Below are 17,392 nucleotides of genomic sequence, written 5' to 3' on the forward strand. Positions count from 1 at the left end.
CGGCGCCTCCCGCTGGACGAACGCCGACCCAGGGAGGGCTGAGCATTGGCGACCCCGCCGACCGAGATCACCAGTACCGAGCACCGCGTCGAGGAACTACTGGCCGCTGAGCCGCAGCTGCGGGGCGCCGCCCCCGACACCCGGGTCGACGAGGCGATCCGACGACCGGGGCTGTCGCTGGTCGAGCTGATCGAAACGGTGATGACGGGGTACGCCGACCGCGCCGCCTTCGCCGAACGGGCCACGGAGGCGGCGACCGACCCGGCGACCGGCCGCACCACCCGCCGGCTGCTGCCGCGGTTCGACACGGTGACCTATCGCGAAGCCTGGCAGCGCGCGGGCGCCGTCGCGGGCGAGTGGGCCCAGCACGCCGAGACCCCGGTGGCCATCGGGGACTTCGTGGCCACGCTCGGCTTCACGAGCACCGAGTACGCGATCATCGACCTCGCCTGCGTCCGCGCCGGCGTGGTGTCGGTGCCGCTGCAGGCCGGCGCGACGGCGGGCACGCTCAAGCCGATCCTCACCGAGACCGGACCGAAGCTCATGGCGTCCAATGTGGACAACCTCGAGACCGCCGTCGACCTCGTGCTCGACAGCGCGACCGTGCGGCGCCTGGTGGTGTTCGACTACCACTCCGACGTCGACGCCGAGCGCGAGAAGTTCGAGGCCGCCCAGGCACGGCTCGCCTCGGCCGACAGCCCGATCGTCATCGAGCCGCTGACCGCGGTGCTCGAACGCGGCGCCGCCTCGCCGCCGGCGTTGGACGCGGACCCGGATCGCCTGTCGCTGCTCATCTACACCTCGGGCAGCACAGGCACGCCCAAGGGGGCGATGTACACCGACCGGCTCATCGCCAACCTGTGGCACGGGCTCTTCCGCGAACGGCCTTCGTTCCCGTTGGTGGACCTCAACTTCATGCCGCTCAGCCACGTGATGGGCCGCGCCTTGCTCGTCGAGGTCCTGGCCAAGGGCGGCACCGTCCACTTCGCCGCCAAGAGCGACCTGTCCACGTTGTTCGAGGACATCGCGCTGACGCGACCCACCCAGATGGTGATGGTGCCGCGCATCTGCGACATGATCTTCCACCACTACCAAAGCGAGCTCGACCGCCGCGCGCTCGGCACCGGCTACTCGGCCGAGCTGGAAGCCGAGGTCAAGTTCGACCTGCGCACGAGCTTCCTGGGCGGGCGGATGGTGTGGGCCGGCTCCGGTTCCGCGCCGCTGTCGGCCGAGATGCAGGCCTTCATCGAGTCGGTGCTCGGCCTCGAACTGCACGACGGTTACGGATCGACCGAGGCCGGCATCGTGCTGTTCGACCACAAGCCGACCCGCCCGGCGGTGCTCGACTACAAGCTCGACGACGTGCCGGAGCTCGGCTACTTCTCCACGGACTCCCCGCACCCGCGCGGGGAACTGCTGGTCAAGGCGACGAGCCTGGTGCCCGGTTACTACAAGCGTCCCGACGCCACGGCCGAGGTGTTCGACGAGGACGGCTACTACCGCACCGGCGACATCATGGTCGAGACCGCGCCGGACACGCTGTTCTACCTCGACCGGCGCAAGAACGTGCTGAAGCTGTCGCAGGGCGAGTTCGTGGCCGTGTCGCGTTTGGAGGCCGAGTTCGCGGCCGCGCCGGCGATCCGCCAGATCTACCTCTACGGCAGCAGCGAGCGCGCGTACCTGCTCGCGGTGATCGTGCCGACGCCGGAGGCGCTGGAAGCGTTCGGCGACGGGGAAAAGCTCAAGGTGCAGCTGAGTGAATCGCTGCAGAGCATCGCGAAGGAGTCCGACCTCAACTCGTACGAGATCCCGCGTGACTTCCTCGTGGAGATCGAGCCGTTCAGCCCCGAAAACGGGCTGCTCACCGGAATCCGCAAGCTGTCGCGGCCGAAGCTCAAGGAGCACTACGGCGAGCGGCTCGAACGGCTCTACCGCGAGATCGCCGAGCGCGAGTCGAGCGAGCTGCGCGAACTGCGGCAGGCCGGGCGTTCGCAGCCGGTGTTCGACACGGTCGTGCGGGCGGCGCAGGCACTGCTCGGCGCGTCTTCGGGCGAGCTGAGGCCCGAGGCACACTTCGTGGAGCTGGGCGGCGACTCGCTGTCGGCGCTCGCGTTCTCCAACCTGCTGCGGGAGATCTTCGACGTCGAGGTGCCGGTCGGGGTCGTGATCAGCCCGGCGACGGACCTGCGCAAGCTCACGGCGTACATCGAGGACGCGCGCGACTCGGGTGCGAAGCGGCCCACCTTCGCCAACGTGCACGGTGCGGGCAGCACCGAGGCCCGCGCCGACGCGCTCACGCTCGAGAAGTTCCTCGACGCGGCCACGCTCGAGGGCGCGTCGACGCTGGCGCGCCCCATCGGCACCGTCGGCACGGTGCTGCTGACCGGCGCCAACGGTTACCTCGGCCGGTTCCTGTGCCTGGAGTGGCTGGAACGCCTGGCCGAATCGGGCGGCCGGCTCGTCTGCATCGTCCGCGGCCGCTCCGCCGAAGCGGCGCGCAAGCGGCTCGAGGACGCGTTCGACAGCGGCGACACCAAGCTGCTGCGCCACTTCCGCGACCTGGCCGCCGACCACCTGGAGGTGCTGGCGGGCGACATCGGTGAGCCGGATCTGGGCCTCGACGAGACGACCTGGCGGCGGCTGGCCGACACCGTCGACCTCATCGTGCACCCGGCCGCGCTGGTGAACCACGTGCTGCCCTACGACCAGCTGTTCGGCCCCAACGTGGTGGGCACCGCGGAGCTGATCCGGATGGCGTTGACGGCGCGGATGAAGCCGATCACGTATCTGTCCACAGTGGCCGTGATCTCCGACCAGGCGTCCTCGGCCGACGAGGTGTCGGACATCCGCGAGACGAGCCCCGTGCGCGTGCTCGACGACGGTTACGCCAACGGCTACGCCACCAGCAAGTGGGCCGGTGAGGTGCTGCTGCGCGAGGCCAACGACGCCTTCGGCCTGCCCGTCGCCACGTTCCGCTCCGACATGATCCTCGCGCACAGCCGATACTCCGGCCAGCTCAACGTGCCGGACATGTTCACGCGGCTGCTGCTCAGCCTCATCGTCACGGGCATCGCGCCGGGTTCCTTCTACTCTTCGCCGGCACCCGCCCACTACGACGGCCTGCCCGCCGACTTCACCGCCGAGGCCATCACCACCCTCGGCACCCAGGCGACCGAGGGCTACCGCACCTACAACGTCCTCAACCCCCACGAGGACGGCGTCTCGCTCGACACGTATGTCGACTGGCTCGTGGCGGCCGGGTATCCGATCAAGCGCATCGACGACTACGCCGAATGGTTCGCCCGCTTCGAGACGGCCATCCGCGGGTTGCCGGAAAAGCAGAAGCAGCACTCGTTGCTGCCGCTGCTGCACGCGTTCTCCGCTCCGGCCGAACCGGTCGACGGCGCCGGCATCCCGACCGAGCGCTTCCGCTCGGCGGTGCAGGACGCCGGCATCGGCGCGGACAAGGACATCCCGCACGTGACGGCAGAGCTGATCCGGAAGTACGCGGCGGATCTGGCGCAGCTCGGCCTGATCTGAGATTCTCTTGCCCGGCGCCGGGGAGACTCGGTGCCGGGCAAGAACTCCGTAATATCCACCCACGGATAACGCCAGAAAAACAACGGAACTCGCCATCTTTCCTCGGCGGGATGCGGGCGCTGGCCGCGATGATCAAGAACGGCTAGCGTCGGAAACGGCCGTCCGGGCCGCATTCTTTCCCGTCGAGGAGAAACAGTGATGTCCGAGAACACGTCCGAGCATTCGCGGCGTCGGTTCCTCGCCACGTCGGCGGGGGCGCTGGCCATCGCGGCCAGTGCGTCGACGCTGCTGTCCGCGCCCGCGAACGCGGTGACCACTACCGCTGCGCCCAGCGCCATCCGCCGCTTCCGCATCAACGTGCCGCAACGCGACCTCACCGATCTCCGCAACCGGCTGCACGCCACGCGATGGCCGACACGGGAGACTGTCGCCGACGATTCGCAGGGCTTGCAGCTCCAACGCGTCCATGATCTCGTGAAGTACTGGACCACCCGTTACGATTGGCGCAAGGTCGAGGCGAAGCTCAATTCCCTTCCCCAGTTCATGACGGAAATCGACGGCCTCGACATCCACTTCCTGCACATCCGCTCGAAGCACGAGAACGCGCTGCCTATCGTCATCACGCACGGCTGGCCGGGCTCGGTCCTCGAAATGCTCAAGGTTATCGGGCCTCTCACCGACCCGGCGCGCCACGGCGGCAGTGCGGCCGACGCGTTCCACGTCGTCATCCCCTCGATGCCTGGCTACGGTTTCTCGGGCAAGCCGACCGCCACCGGCTGGGGCCCGGCACGGATCGCACGGGCGTGGGATGTCCTGATGAAACGCCTGGGCTACCACGAGTACGTCTCGCAAGGCGGCGACTGGGGTTCGGTCGTCTCCGACGTGCTCGCGGCGCAGAAGCCCGCCGGGCTGCTCGGCATCCACGTGAACATGCCGGCGACCGTGCCGCCCGAGATCGCGAAGATCCTCACCGACGGTGGCCCCGCGCCGGCGGGTCTGTCCACTGAGGAGCATGCCGCGTTCGACTCCCTCAACGCCCTCTACACGCGCGGCTCCGGCTACTCCGCGATGATGGTCACGCGCCCGGAGACCGTGGGCTTCGGACTGGCCGACTCGCCCGCGGGCCTCGCCGCGTGGATGTACGACAAGTTCGCCGCCTGGACCTACAGCGCTGATTGTTACCAATCCGACCACAGCCACGGCGGGAAAGGTCGCCAGAATACGCAATGTCCCGTTGCGTACCCGCCTACTTTTGGTCGTATTGGTAACAGCGGCGGTGTGCCCGAGAAGGTGCTCACCCGCGACGAGATGCTCGACGACATCACCCTCTACTGGGTCACCAACACCGCCGTGTCGTCGGCGCAGCTCTACTGGGAGAACAACGCGAACAACTTCAACGCCGTCGACGTCTCGATCCCGGCCGCGATCACCGTGTTCCCCGGCGAGCTCTACCGCGCGCCGCGCAGCTGGGCCGAGCGCGCCTACCACGACCTGCGCTACTACAACCAGGTCGACAACGGCGGCCACTTCGCCGCGTGGGAGCAGCCGGAGCTGTTCTCGAAAGAACTTCGGGCGGCGTTCCGATTCCTCCGCTGATTACACTCGCGCGGGTGGACACGATCACCGCCCCCGCGCCCCCGGCGTGGTACGGCTGCATGGGTCTCGGCGGCAGCTGGGACCCGGCGCCGTACGCGCCCGCCGACGTCGATGCCGCCGAGGCGGCGATCACCGCCGCGCTGGACATCGGCGTGACCGCCTTCGACCACGCGGACATCTACCGCCACGGCAAGGCGGAGGCCGTGTTCGGTGAGGTGCTCGCGCGCACGCCGGGGCTGCGGGAGCGGATCGTGCTCCAGACCAAGTGCGGGATCCGGCTCGACGGCGGCTTCTACGACCTGCGCGGCGCCGGCATCGTCGCCCGCCTGGAGCAGAGCCTCGAACGGCTGCGCACCGAATACGTCGACGTGCTGCTCCTGCACCGGCCCGACCCGCTGGCCGATCTCGGCGAGGTCGCCGAGGCGTTGCACCGCCTGCGTGAGGACGGGCTGGTCCGGCACTTCGGCGTGTCCAACATGAGCGCCGCGCAGATCGCCGCGTTGCGGTCGCGGGTGGACTTTCCCTTGGTGGCCAACCAGCTGGAGATGAGCCTCGCACGCCGGGATTGGGTCGAGTCGGGTGTGCTCGTGAACACCTCGGCGGCCGCTGCCAACGGTTTTCCCCACGGCACCCTCGAATACTGCGTGGAGCACGGGATCCAGCTCCAGTCCTGGGGTTCCCTGGCTCAGGGTGTCTACACGGGACGCCAGGCCACTCCGGTCGAGGAGGCGACGGCCCAGCTGGTGAAGGAACTGGCTGCCCACCACGACACCACGCCGGAGACCATCGTCCTCTGGTGGCTGATGCGACACCCGGCGCGGATCGCCCCGGTGCTCGGCAGCACCCGGCCCGAACGCATCCGCGCCTGCGGTGACGCGGTGAACCGCGAACCGGCGATCACGCACGAAGAGTGGTACCGCCTGTGGATCACCGCCCGCGACGAGCCGTTGCCCTGACGTGGCCGAGGAGAGGAGTTCAGTCCTGTTCGGACGAGAGCTGGAGCAGAAACGCCTGGCGGAGCTGGTCGACGGCGTCGGCGAGCGCGGCGGGGCGTTGCTGGTGCGGGGCGAACCGGGCGTCGGCAAGTCGGCTCTGGTCGCCACCGTCCGCCGGCAGCTCGGCCCCTCGCGCACGACGATCCTGACCGCGACCGGCGCCGAGCCCGAGCAGCACCTCCCCTACGCGGGCCTCAACCAGCTCCTCTACCCCCTCCGCGACGCCACCACCGAGCTGCCCGCCACCCAGCGCGCAGCTCTGCGCACCGCCCTCGGCCTCGTCGACGGCGCTGCGCCGGAGAGCTACCTCGTCGGCCTCGCCGTGCTCAACCTGCTCAGCGAAGCAGCCGCCGCCACCCCGTTGGTCCTGCTGCTGGACGACGTCCACTGGCTCGACCGCGCGACCCAGGACGTGCTCGCCTTCGTCGCCCGCCGGGTCGAGTCCGAGCCCGTCGTCCTGATCGCGACGGCCCGCGACGACGAACCCACCCGCCTCGACGACCTTCCCTCCCTCACACTGCGCCCCTTGCCGCCGGACGACGCCGAGGAGCTCCTCGACCACGTCGCCCCGGACCTCGCCCCGGACGCCCGCGCGCGGATTCTCCGGGAAGCCGCCGGCAACCCCCTCGCGCTCACCGAACTGCCCGCCGCCCGGACCGGCCCGCTGGACCATGCCTTCGCCGCCCGCGTCGCCGAGCTGCCGGAGGCGACGCGCACGAGCCTCCTCGTCGCCGCCCTCAACGACAGCACCTCCCTCGCCGAGACCCTCAAGGCCACCGGCGCCGACGCGCTCGGGCCGGCCGCTGGGCTGGTCGAGGTGGCCGCGACGACCATCACGTTCCGGCACGCGCTGACCCGCGCCGCCATCGTCCGCTCGGCGACACCCGCCGCTCGTCGCGCCGCGCACCACGCGTTGGCCGCGACGTTGACCGAGCCTGGACGGCGAGCCTGGCACCGTGCGGCGGCGGCGACCGGGACGGACGAGACCGTCGCGGCCGAGCTGGAAGCGGCGGCGGGTGACGCCCGGCGCCGGGGTGGGGTCGCGGCCGCGATCTCGGCACTGGAGGAGGCCGCGCGCCTCAGCGAGACCGACGCGCGCCGCGCCGATCGGCTGCTCCGAGCCGCCGACCTCGCCGTCGAATCCGGCCGGCGTGACGTGGTCGACCGGCTGCTGGCGGAAGCGTCCACAATGGACCTCACCCCGCGGCAACGGGCCCTCGTGACCTGGCTGCCGACCGGGTTCGACGACGGGGGTTCGCGAAGGCGCCGCCGGTGCGTCCGAGCTGGCGGCGCTGGCGGGCGCCGTGGCGCGCGACGGCGATCTCGACCTCGCCATGCGGATCTTCTGGAGCACGGCCATGCGGTGCTTCTGGGTCGAACCCGGCGCCGCGGCGCGCGAACGCATCACCGCGATCGCCGGCGAGCTCCCCGTCGACCCGGCCGACCCGGCCGACCCGCGGATGGTGGCGATCGCGGCCTACGTGACGCCGTTGGCGCGCGGGGCCGAGGTAGTGGCGGCGTTGCGGGAGCTGGCGGACCGAACCACCGACCCGACCGTGATCCGGTTCCTCGGCAGCGCGGCGCTGCAGGTGGGGGCGTTCGACCTCGCGGCCCGGTTCTCCCTGGCGGCGCAGCCGGGTCTCCGCGCCGAAGGCCGCCTCGGCCTGCTGAGCCGCGCGCTGGCCGTGCAGGCCTGGAGCCACGCCCGCCTCGGCGATCTGGCGGCCGCGTTGCCCGCGGCGGAAGAGGCCGGCCGGCTGGCGCACGAGACGCGCCAGCCGTACATGGTCGGCCTGGCCCGGGCGGTGCAGGCGGAGATCGCGGCGTTGCGCGGGGACCACTCACTGGCGGAGAAGCTGGCCGCAGAGGCCGAACGTGTGGGCCTCGCGGCGGGCGCCCGGCCCGTGCTCGCAACGGTGCAGCTCGCCCGAGGTCTCGCCGCTCTCGGCGCGGGCCGGCACGCCGACGCCGTGGCCGCACTCCTGCGCGTCTTCGACCCGGCCGACCCCGCGTACCAGCTGGCGCTGCGCTGTTACGTCCTGCCGGAGCTGGCGGACGCGGCCGTCCACTGCGATCGCGCCGACGTAGTGCGGTGCCTGATCACCGCGCTCGGCCAAGCCCCGACGACGTCCCCCGCGCTGCACCACGGCCTGCGCTACGCCCGCGCCGTCCTCGCCTCCGATGAAGAAGCCGAGGACCTGTTCCGCGTGGCCCTGCAAGCCGACCTCACGGGCTGGCCGCTCGAACGCGGACGGCTGCAGCTCGCGTTCGGGGAGTGGCTGCGCCGGCGCCGCCGGGCGGCGGAGTCGCGACCGGTGCTGCGGGCGGCGCGAGAAACGTTCGACGCACTCGGCGTCACCGCGTGGAGCGAACGGGCCGCTCGCGAGCTGCGCGCCGCGGGCGAAGCGACGCCGGACCGCGAGCCGGACGCGCTGGGTGACCTCACGGCGCACGAGCTGAACATCGCGCAGCTGGCCGCGGAGGGCCTGACGAACCGGGAGATCGGGCAGCGGCTGTACCTGTCGCACCGGACCGTGAGCACGCACCTGCACCGGATCTTCCCGAAGCTCGGCATCAGCGCCCGCGGCGAGCTGGGTGCCGCGCTGCGCCGCGAGGGATGACGTACATGCACGGCGTCACCTGACGGGCGCGAAGCCACTCCGCCACCCCGTCGCCGCCGACGTCATCGCGCGCTGGAGATCGCCCGCGCCGTGATCGGCGGCTTCGACTGGGGCTCGCGCACGGCCGGCGCGGTGGCTGCGCTGTGGCCGCGGCGGTGCAAGGCGCCGGTGCTCGTGAGCGGGTACCTCATCACCAAACTTGGAGACGCAGAGGCGAAGCTCCAGCAGAGCCCCGCCATCGCCCTGCCCACCATCACCCTCGCCGGCGACTTCGACGGCACCGCCGCCGACGGCTCAGCCTACTGCAAGCAGTTCACGGGCCCCTACACCCACCGCGTCCTGCCCGGCATCGGCCACAGCGTCCCGCAGGAAGCGCCTGCGGACTTCACAAAAGCGATCGTGGACGCGGACCACCTCTGAGTACCGTGGCTCCATGGGCCACAAGGGCATCCGCGACGGCGGACCACCGCGCGATCCGGCGTTCCGCCCCGAAGACGTGGTCGGGACGCCGATCCGCAAAGCCGTGATCGAGCTGACCCGCCACGGCTACGTCATCGACACCCCCACTCCCCACGACCGCGCCGCGATCAAGATTCACCGCCGCGTGCGCCTGGTGGCCGAGGAAGGCGTGATCACCGGCGTGGTCGTCGGCTGATCCAGGCACAACGAAAGCGGGGCCGGTCCACAATGGACCAGCCCCGCTTCTTCGGTCAGCTACAGCAATCAGGCGTTGCTACGACGACGGCGCACCAGCACCAGCATCGCGCCGCCGGCCAGGACGAGGGCCGCGCCGATGCCGATGGGCAGGGAGGCGTCCACGCCGGTGTTGGCCAGGGGCGCCGAGCCGCCGGCCGGGGCCGCCGGGGCGACCGGGGTGGCCGGGGCCGCCGGGGTGGTCGGCGGGGTGACGCCGGCTTCGGCCCAGGTGGCGGTGGCCGAGGTGTCGACCGTGGTCTTCTGCGACTCCGCGACGATCAGCGACTGCGCCGGGTGCTTGGCGTAGTTCTCGCCCACGAACAGGCGGCCGGTGTCGAGGTGGCCGACGGCCTTGAGCGCCAGCTCGGCGGTGCCGGCCTTCGCGTCCTTGGGCACGTCGAGGTACAGCTTGGTGCCGTCCTTGACCTCGCCCTCCGTCACGGCCTTGCCGTCGGCGTCGGTCAGCTTGACGCCGTCGGGCAGCTGCGTGGTGAGGTCGGTGATGTCACCGGTGGTGGCGATCGTGAACGGGCCGATCTTCGTACCGGCTTCGCCCTTGGCCGACGCCGGGGTGATACTCAGCGTCGGCTTCGGCTGCTGGCCGATGCCGACGTTGTCGCTGCCCGTGAGGTAGTCGTACAGGGCGAGCACGTCGGCGCCGTTGTCCGCGTTGCCGTACTGGACGGGCTTGTCGCGGTCCAGCTCCTTGCCGTCGCTGAAGTGCCAGACGGCGGCCTGCGTGGCGGCGATCGCCTCGGCCTGCGAAAGGCCGTCGTGCAGTGTGACGCCCTTCAGCTCGGCCTCGATGCCCTTGAGGTCCTCGGTCGGAAAGCCGTGGTGCAGGACCCAGTTGATCTTCGCGTTGTTCTGGTTGAACGGCGAGTCCGGGTTCGGGTACTTGTCCCACGGCGTCTCGAGCATGTCCTGCTGCTCGTCGATGTTCGTCTCGATCTCGACGCAGTACAGCTTCAGCGTGCTGCCGTCCGAGAGCTTGAGGCCGAACAGGACCGTGTCGTAGTAGTGGTCCTTGCCGTTTTCGTTCAGGTTGACACCGAAACCGTTGGTGAACGCGCCGGGGACGAGACGCCCGCGGGCCGCGCCGTCTTCAGCCTTCGCGCCGGTGTCCGCGGTGGCGCCCTGAGCGGCCGCCATCAGCGCGACGGCCGCGGCGGCAGCCGCGATCCCGCCTCGCACCAGACCTGACCTGACCTGCATCTGTTCTCCCATCCAAGCCCGAACCAGAAAGTCGGAGCCGCGTGAGAAAACACACCCCGATCACGACGGCCACCGATCAGGTGAGAATCCACCCAGTCAAGCGATGCGGAAGCATACACACAGCTCACATGGCCACTCACGGTGGTCCCCACCACCACGAAGGTCGTCCACCTGGGCGTCACCAAGCCGTTCACGCACCGCCACTGAGCAAATCGGGCACACCCCGATCACCTGCGTATACACGCGATGTATATTCGCGATGTATAGCGATCGTCCGAAGGGGACCAGACATGTCAGTGGGGACCACCCTGCTCGCCTTGCTCGAGCCAGGACCGCGGCACGGGTACGACCTGAAACGCGCGTATGACGAACAGTTCGGCCAGGACCGGCCGCTCGCCTACGGGCAGGTCTACGCCACGCTCTCGCGACTGCTCAAGAACGGCCTCGTGGAGGTCGCGGGCGTCGAAGCCGGCGACGGGCCGGAGCGCAAGCGCTACACGATCACCGACGCCGGCATCACCGACGTCGAGCACTGGCTCGCGACGCCGGAGAACCCCGAGCCGTACCTGCAGAACACGCTCTACACCAAGGTCGTGCTCGCGCTGCTGTCCGGACGCAGCGCCACGACCGTGCTCGACGCGCAGCGCGCCAAGCACCTCGACGTGATGCGCGAGCTCACCCGCCGCAAGCGCGACGGCGACCTCGCGACGCAGCTGATCTGCGACCACGCGCTGTTCCACCTCGAAGCCGACCTGCGCTGGCTCGAGCTCACGGCCGCGCGCCTCGACGAGCTGGCGAGCGAGGTGCGGTCATGACGGAACCCCTGCTCGTCGCCGACGGTGTGGAGAAGGCGTTCGGCCCGACGCAGGCGCTGCGCGGCGCCGGCGTGTCCGTCGCGGCCGGCGAGGTGCTCGCGATCATGGGCCCGTCGGGCTCGGGCAAGTCAACGCTGCTGCACTGCCTCGCCGGCATCGTCCGCCCCGACGCCGGCACCATCACCTACGGCGGCCGCGACCTCGTCGCCATGAGCGACCGCGAGCGCAGTGCGTTGCGGCGCACGGAGTTCGGCTTCGTGTTCCAGTTCGGGCAGCTCGTGCCGGAGCTGACGTGCCTGGAGAACGTCGCGCTGCCGCTGCGCCTGGCGAAGGTCGGGCGGCGCAAGGCCGAGGGCGTCGCGCGCGAGTGGCTGGAGCGGCTGCAGGTGTCCGACGTCGCGGACAAGCGCCCGGGCGACGTCTCGGGCGGACAGGGCCAGCGCATCGCCGTGGCCCGCGCGCTCGTGACCCGGCCGAAGGTGGTGTTCGCCGACGAGCCGACGGGCGCGCTCGACTCGCTCAACGGCGAGAAGGTCATGCGCATGTTCACCGAGGCCGCGCGGCAGACCAACGCGGCCGTCGTGCTCGTGACGCACGAAGCGCGCGTCGCCGCGTACTCGGACCACGAGATCGTGGTGCGCGACGGGCGCGTGGCGGATCCGGAGTTCGCGCAGTGATCGCGAACCTTCTTCTCGGCCTCCGGCTGGCCGTCGGGGGCGGCCGGATGTCGGGACAGGCGCTGCTGCGCCTCACGATGACGACGGTGGGCATCGGGCTCGTGGTGGCCGTGCTGCTGCCGGCAGCCTCGGTGAGCTCGGTCGTCGACGCGCGGGAGGACCGCGCGGCCGCGACCGCGGAGATCACGCAGCCGAAGCCGGGCGTCGACCCGCTGTTCGTGGTCGAGTGGTCGGCGATCCGGGGCAACCAGTTCGTGGACTTGCGCTCGGTCGCGGCCGGCGGACCGCAGGCGCCGGTGCCGCCCGGGCTGAGCGCGGTGCCGAAACCGGGTGAGCTCATCGTGTCGCCCGAGCTCGCGCGCCTGCTCGCCGGGCCGGACGGCGCCGGACTGCGGGCCCGCCTCCCCGCGGCGCCGGCGGGCACGATCAGCAAGCCCGGGCTCGTCGACGCCGGCGAGATCACGGCCTGGTACGGCACCACGGTCGCCGACGCGAAGGCGAATCCGGACGTGCGGACGGTCTACGGCTTCGGCGGCGGGCAACCGCCACGGCTGGCCGTGGCGACGTCGCTGCTCGTCGCGGTGCTGCCGGTGGTGATCGCGCTGCTGCTGCCGTTGCTGATCTTCGTGACGACGGCGTCGCGCATGGGGGCGGCGCAGCGCGACCAGCGGCTGGCTGCGCTGCGGCTGCTGGGCGTGGACGCGCGGCAGATCCGCTGGGTCGCGGCCGGGGAGTCGTTGCTGGGCGCGACGATCGGCCTGCTGCTCGGCGTGGCGCTGTTCCTGGCGGTGCGCCCGACTCTCGGGTCGCTCGACCTGTTCGGCTACCGCGTGTTCGGCGAGGACTTCGTACCGTCGTGGCCGCTCGCGGTGCTGGTGGTCGTGCTCGTGCCGGCGCTGGCCGTCGGCGCGGCACTGTTCGGGCTGCGGCGGACGATCGTGGAGCCGCTCGGCGTCGTGCGCCAGGGCAAGCCCGTGCGACGGCGGATGTGGTGGCGCTGGCTGATCACCGGCGTGGGCGTGCTGCTCGTCGGCACGGCGTACGCGACCGAGCCGGGCCAGGGCAGCGACAGCGTGTTGATCGCGCTCACCGGGGGTTGCGCGTTCCTGCTGGTGGGCGTGACCGTATTGCTGCCGTGGATCGTCGAGGGGATCGCGGGCCGGCTGCGCGGCGGGTCGCCCGCGTGGCAGCTCGCGGTGCGGCGGCTGCAGCTCGACAGCGGCACGCCGAGCCGGGTCGTTTCGGGGCTGGTCGTGGTGGTGGCCGGCAGCATCCTGCTGCAGGTCGTGCTCAACTCCCTGCTCGCGGCGGACGCGGCGGAGGCCAAGGCGGACCACTCGTGGGCGGGCGCGGCGCACGTGAGCGTGAACGCGGACCAGGCGACGGCCGCCGAGGTGCAGCGGCGCGTGTCCGGCCTGGCCGGGCTGCAGGCGGGCACGGTCCGGCAAACGTCCGCCGTCGCCGGTGACCAGTACGCCGCGCTGGAGATCGGGTCGTGCGCCGCGTTGGCCCTGCGGGCCGATCTTCCGTCCTGTGTGGACGGTTCGGTGTTCGCGGTGGGTGACGCGACGGTGCCGACGGGGGCGGTGCGGCTCACCTCGTCCGGTTCGGACGCTGGCGGTCCGATGTGGACGGTCCCGGCCGGGGTGGTGCGGCTGCCGGTGAGCTCGGCCGCGCGCAACCTGGAGGGCATGCTGCTCGTGACCGACGGCGCGCTCGCCGGCGTCCAGGTGCCGGTGCGGGCGCCCACGGTGTACGTCAAGGGCCCCGGGAACACTGCGGCACTGGCCGACCGCGTGGCGGCCACCGTCGCGAACCTGACCTGGCACGTCGAGGTGGACACCGACGAGCCCACGAGCGCGCCGATCGGGGTGCTGGGCACGATCCGGGCGGTGCTGCTCACGGCGTCGCTGTTCGTGCTCGCGGTGGCGGCGCTGAGCCTGCTGATGCTGGCCGTCGAGCAGATCACCGAGCGGCGCCGGGCGTTGGCCGCGTTGGCCGCTTCGGGTGTTCCGCTGGGCGTGCTGGCGCGCAGTTCGTTCGCGCAGACCGCGCTGCCCGTGGTGATCGGGGTGGTGTTGGCGGTTCTCACCGGGACCGGGCTGACGTTGCCGATCCTGCGCGCGGCGGACATCCCGTTGAAGCTCGACGGCGGGCTGATCGCGAGCATGGCTGGTGCGGCCGTCGCGGCGGTGTTCGTCGTGACCGCATGCACGATTCCGCTGCTGCGCCAGGTCACAAAGGTGGAATCTCTGCGCGCGGAGTGAGAGTTCACCGGCTCGAAAGGCCCGCGACCCACCTTCGTCGCGGGCTTTTCGGGTCCAACTCCTTCTCCGCGGGGGCCGGGTGCGCCAGCATGATCAACGCCCTGTCCCCATTCGGAAGGTCGACCTTTATGCGAACCTTCAAACGGCTAGGTGCGGTGCTCGGCGCAACCGTGCTGGCGCTGGTGATCCCGGCGGCCGCGGCGTACGCCGATCCCCCGCACAACCTCCCCCAGAACGCCGGCGGCTACGACCAGTCGTTCTCGCCCGCGTACGACTACGACGGCGACGGCTGCTACGCCACCCCCGCCATCGGCCCGGACGGCACCCTCGCCCCCGGCCTCAACACCACCGGCGCGGTCAACGGCAGCTGCCGCGACCAGTCCGACCTGGACAACTCCCAGACCTACTCCCGCTCGAAGTGCAACAACGGCTGGTGCGCAGTGGTCTACGCCAGCTACTTCGAGAAGGACCAGGCCGTCGACGGCAGCGGCCTCGGCGGCCACCGCCACGACTGGGAGCACGTGATCTCCTGGATCAACCAGGCGAGCAACCAGGTCGAGTTCGTGACCACCACGCAGCACAGCAGCCAGGTCACCTACCCCCGCTCACAGGTGCGGTTCGACGGCAGCCACCCGAAGGTCGTCTACCACAAGGACGGCCTGGGCACGCACTTCTTCCGCCTGGCCAACAACAACGACGAGCCGCCGGAGAACCACTACCACAACTGGCGCTACCCCCCGCTCGTCGGCTACGACGGCTACCCCTCCACCGCCCTGCGCGACAAGCTGATGTCCGCCGACTTCGGCGCGGCCACGATCAAGATCAACGACGCGCGCTACAACGACCTCCTGGCGGCCTCCCTGCCGGCCGGCATCCCGTTCGACCCGCGAGGCTGACGTCCGCGGCTTCACGTTGACGACGGGTGTCATCCTCTTCGTGGGGATGGCACCCGTCTGCGTTCTCACGGTCGACACCAAACCTCGGATGAGCGGCAGTTCAGACACGGAGCCGACGTGTCGATCCACTCTGATGGAGGTCACCTCGCGGCTCGAGGAATGGCACCCGTCCGAGTTTGGAACACAAGGACTGGCGAGTCGTCGTACGCGGCCGGGTCGTCGTCGTGCCCGCACCCGACCTCAAATGCCTTCTGGCGATCCCGCAGACCCGGCACAACCCCGACGGGAGTCGACTTGCCGATCAGTCCACTCGGCGGAGCGCTTACCACCCTGGGCGATCCGCGGACGTGACGTCTGCGAGTTTGTAGTGAAGACGGGTGTCATCCTCTTCGTGGGGATGGCACCCGGTCTTCGCGTGTCGGGCCTCGTCCGCGCGGCCGGCCGGAGCGATCTGCGTCACGACTTGCCGCCCCGGCTATGCACAGTCATACATCCTGATGCATAATCATACCCATGTCCAAGGTGCTCACTTCCCTTCCCGTCGGCGAGCGGGTCGGCATCGCGTTCTCCGGTGGCCTCGACACGTCCGTTGCGGTGGCGTGGATGCGTGACAAAGGCGCCGTGCCGTGCACCTACACGGCCGACATCGGGCAGTACGACGAGCCCGACATCGAGTCGGTGCCGGGGCGGGCGACGACGTACGGCGCGGAGCTCGGGCGGCTGGTCGATTGCAAGGAGGCGCTGGTCGAGGAGGGGCTCGCGGCGCTGACGTGCGGCGCGTTCCACATCCGCTCCGGCGGCCGCAGCTACTTCAACACCACGCCGCTCGGCCGGGCGGTCACCGGCACGCTGCTGGTGCGCGCGATGCTCGAAGACGACGTCCAGATCTGGGGCGACGGCTCCACCTACAAGGGCAACGACATCGAGCGGTTCTACCGCTACGGCCTGCTGGCCAACCCCGCCCTGCGCATCTACAAGCCGTGGCTCGACGCGGACTTCGTGACGGAGCTCGGCGGCCGCAAGGAGATGTCCGAGTGGCTGGTGGCGCACGGGCTGCCCTACCGCGACAGCACCGAGAAGGCCTACTCGACCGACGCCAACATCTGGGGCGCCACCCACGAGGCCAAGTCGCTGGAGCACCTCGACACCGGCATCGAGATCGTCGAGCCGATCATGGGCGTGCGGTTCTGGGACGCGAGCGTCGAGATCGAGCCGGAAGACGTCACCATCGGCTTCGAGCTGGGCCGTCCGGTGTCGATCAACGGCAAGCAGTTCGCGACGTCCGTCGACCTCGTGCTGGAAGCCAACGCGATCGGCGGCCGGCACGGGCTCGGCATGTCCGACCAGATCGAGAACCGCATCATCGAGGCCAAGAGCCGCGGCATCTACGAGGCGCCGGGCATGGCGCTGCTGCACGCGGCGTACGAGCGGCTCGTCAACGCGGTCCACAACGAGGACACCGTCGCCAGCTACCACAACGAGGGCCGCCGCCTCGGCCGGCTCATGTACGAGGGCCGCTGGCTCGACCCGCAGGCCATGATGCTGCGCGAGTCGCTGCAGCGCTGGGTCGGCACGGCCATCACGGGCGAGGTCACGCTCCGCCTGCGCCGCGGCGAGGACTACTCGATCCTCGACACGTCCGGGCCGGCGTTCAGCTACCACCCGGACAAGCTGTCGATGGAACGCACCGAGGACAGCGCCTTCGGCCCGGTCGACCGCATCGGCCAGCTGACCATGCGCAACCTCGACATCGCCGACTCCCGCGCGAAGCTCGAGCAGTACGCCGGCCTCGGCATGGTCGGCAGCGGCTCCCACCCGGCCCTGATCGGCGCCGCCCAGGCCGCCTCCACCGGCCTCATCGGCGCCATGCCCGAGGGCGGCGCCGAAGCCATCGCCTCCCGCGGCAAGACCGACGACGTCTCACTCCTGGACAACGCGGCCATGGAGTCGGGCACGGACTGACCCGGCCGACACCTCCGGCACCGCGAACGCGCCCCGCCCACAAGCGGCCGGGGCGCGTTCATGTTTCGAGCCGCCACCGGCACGGCGCTTCGCCCACCCAGCGGCCGGCGAC

The 17,392-nt window shown here is 70.8% G+C and carries 12 protein-coding genes and 1 pseudogene; 12 read left to right on the forward strand and 1 reads right to left on the reverse strand.

From position 1 onward, the window contains the following. The first annotated feature begins 45 nt into the window (after positions 1-45). The 7 genes and pseudogenes from car (at position 46) to ACQPXB_RS42940 (ending at position 9,407) form a co-directional block, all read left to right on the forward strand. Positions 46-3,540 (forward strand): carboxylic acid reductase, encoded by a 3,495-nt coding sequence (gene car, locus ACQPXB_RS42910; RefSeq protein WP_432847622.1) that lies wholly within the window; start codon positions 46-48, stop codon positions 3,538-3,540. Between the two features lie 198 nt (positions 3,541-3,738). After that, entirely contained in the window at positions 3,739-5,136 is a 1,398-nt protein-coding gene (locus ACQPXB_RS42915; protein WP_432847624.1) for an epoxide hydrolase family protein, read from the forward strand. 14 nt (positions 5,137-5,150) lie between these two features. Beyond that, a complete protein-coding gene (locus tag ACQPXB_RS42920) occupies positions 5,151-6,092 on the forward strand; it encodes an aldo/keto reductase (protein ID WP_432847626.1) in 942 nt (313 codons plus the stop codon). A gap of 1 nt (position 6,093) precedes the next feature. Continuing rightward, positions 6,094-6,534, forward strand: a pseudogene (locus tag ACQPXB_RS42925) (ATP-binding protein); the annotation flags it as partial. A gap of 901 nt (positions 6,535-7,435) precedes the next feature. Beyond that, entirely contained in the window at positions 7,436-8,752 is a 1,317-nt protein-coding gene (locus tag ACQPXB_RS42930; RefSeq protein WP_432847628.1) for a LuxR C-terminal-related transcriptional regulator, read from the forward strand. A 90-nt stretch (positions 8,753-8,842) separates the two neighbouring features. Continuing rightward, entirely contained in the window at positions 8,843-9,172 is a 330-nt protein-coding gene (locus tag ACQPXB_RS42935; RefSeq protein ID WP_432847630.1) for an alpha/beta fold hydrolase, read from the forward strand. A 13-nt stretch (positions 9,173-9,185) separates the two neighbouring features. Then, positions 9,186-9,407 carry a hypothetical protein gene (locus ACQPXB_RS42940; RefSeq protein WP_366588454.1) on the forward strand — a complete coding sequence of 74 codons (222 nt, stop codon included), beginning with the start codon at positions 9,186-9,188 and terminating at the stop codon, positions 9,405-9,407. A gap of 68 nt (positions 9,408-9,475) precedes the next feature. Here ACQPXB_RS42940 and ACQPXB_RS42945 read toward each other — a convergent pair whose 3' ends face one another. Next, positions 9,476-10,663 (reverse strand): Cys-Gln thioester bond-forming surface protein, encoded by a 1,188-nt coding sequence (locus ACQPXB_RS42945; protein WP_432847632.1) that lies wholly within the window; start codon positions 10,661-10,663, stop codon positions 9,476-9,478. A gap of 290 nt (positions 10,664-10,953) precedes the next feature. Between ACQPXB_RS42945 and ACQPXB_RS42950 the strand changes: the two genes are divergently transcribed. From ACQPXB_RS42950 to argG, 5 genes are all read left to right on the forward strand, one after another. Further along, complete coding sequence (locus ACQPXB_RS42950) at positions 10,954-11,478, forward strand: PadR family transcriptional regulator (RefSeq protein WP_366588402.1); 525 nt, start codon at positions 10,954-10,956, stop codon at positions 11,476-11,478. Continuing rightward, positions 11,475-12,155, forward strand: a complete 681-nt coding sequence (locus tag ACQPXB_RS42955) for an ABC transporter ATP-binding protein (RefSeq protein ID WP_366588404.1) — start codon at positions 11,475-11,477, stop codon at positions 12,153-12,155. Before ACQPXB_RS42950 ends, ACQPXB_RS42955 begins: the two co-directional genes overlap by 4 nt. Further along, complete coding sequence (locus ACQPXB_RS42960; protein WP_432847635.1) at positions 12,152-14,422, forward strand: FtsX-like permease family protein; 2,271 nt, start codon at positions 12,152-12,154, stop codon at positions 14,420-14,422. The genes ACQPXB_RS42955 and ACQPXB_RS42960 overlap by 4 nt, the downstream gene beginning before the upstream one ends. A gap of 128 nt (positions 14,423-14,550) precedes the next feature. After that, positions 14,551-15,318, forward strand: coding sequence for an NPP1 family protein (locus tag ACQPXB_RS42965; RefSeq protein ID WP_432847637.1), 768 nt, complete (start codon positions 14,551-14,553; stop codon positions 15,316-15,318). Between the two features lie 513 nt (positions 15,319-15,831). Further along, on the forward strand, positions 15,832-17,280 hold the full coding sequence (gene argG, locus ACQPXB_RS42970; protein ID WP_366588410.1) for an argininosuccinate synthase: 1,449 nt from the start codon (positions 15,832-15,834) through the stop codon (positions 17,278-17,280). Positions 17,281-17,392 lie beyond the last annotated feature (112 nt).

The sequence above is a fragment of the Amycolatopsis sp. CA-161197 genome, assembly GCF_050942255.1.
Taxonomy (GTDB): domain Bacteria; phylum Actinomycetota; class Actinomycetes; order Mycobacteriales; family Pseudonocardiaceae; genus Amycolatopsis.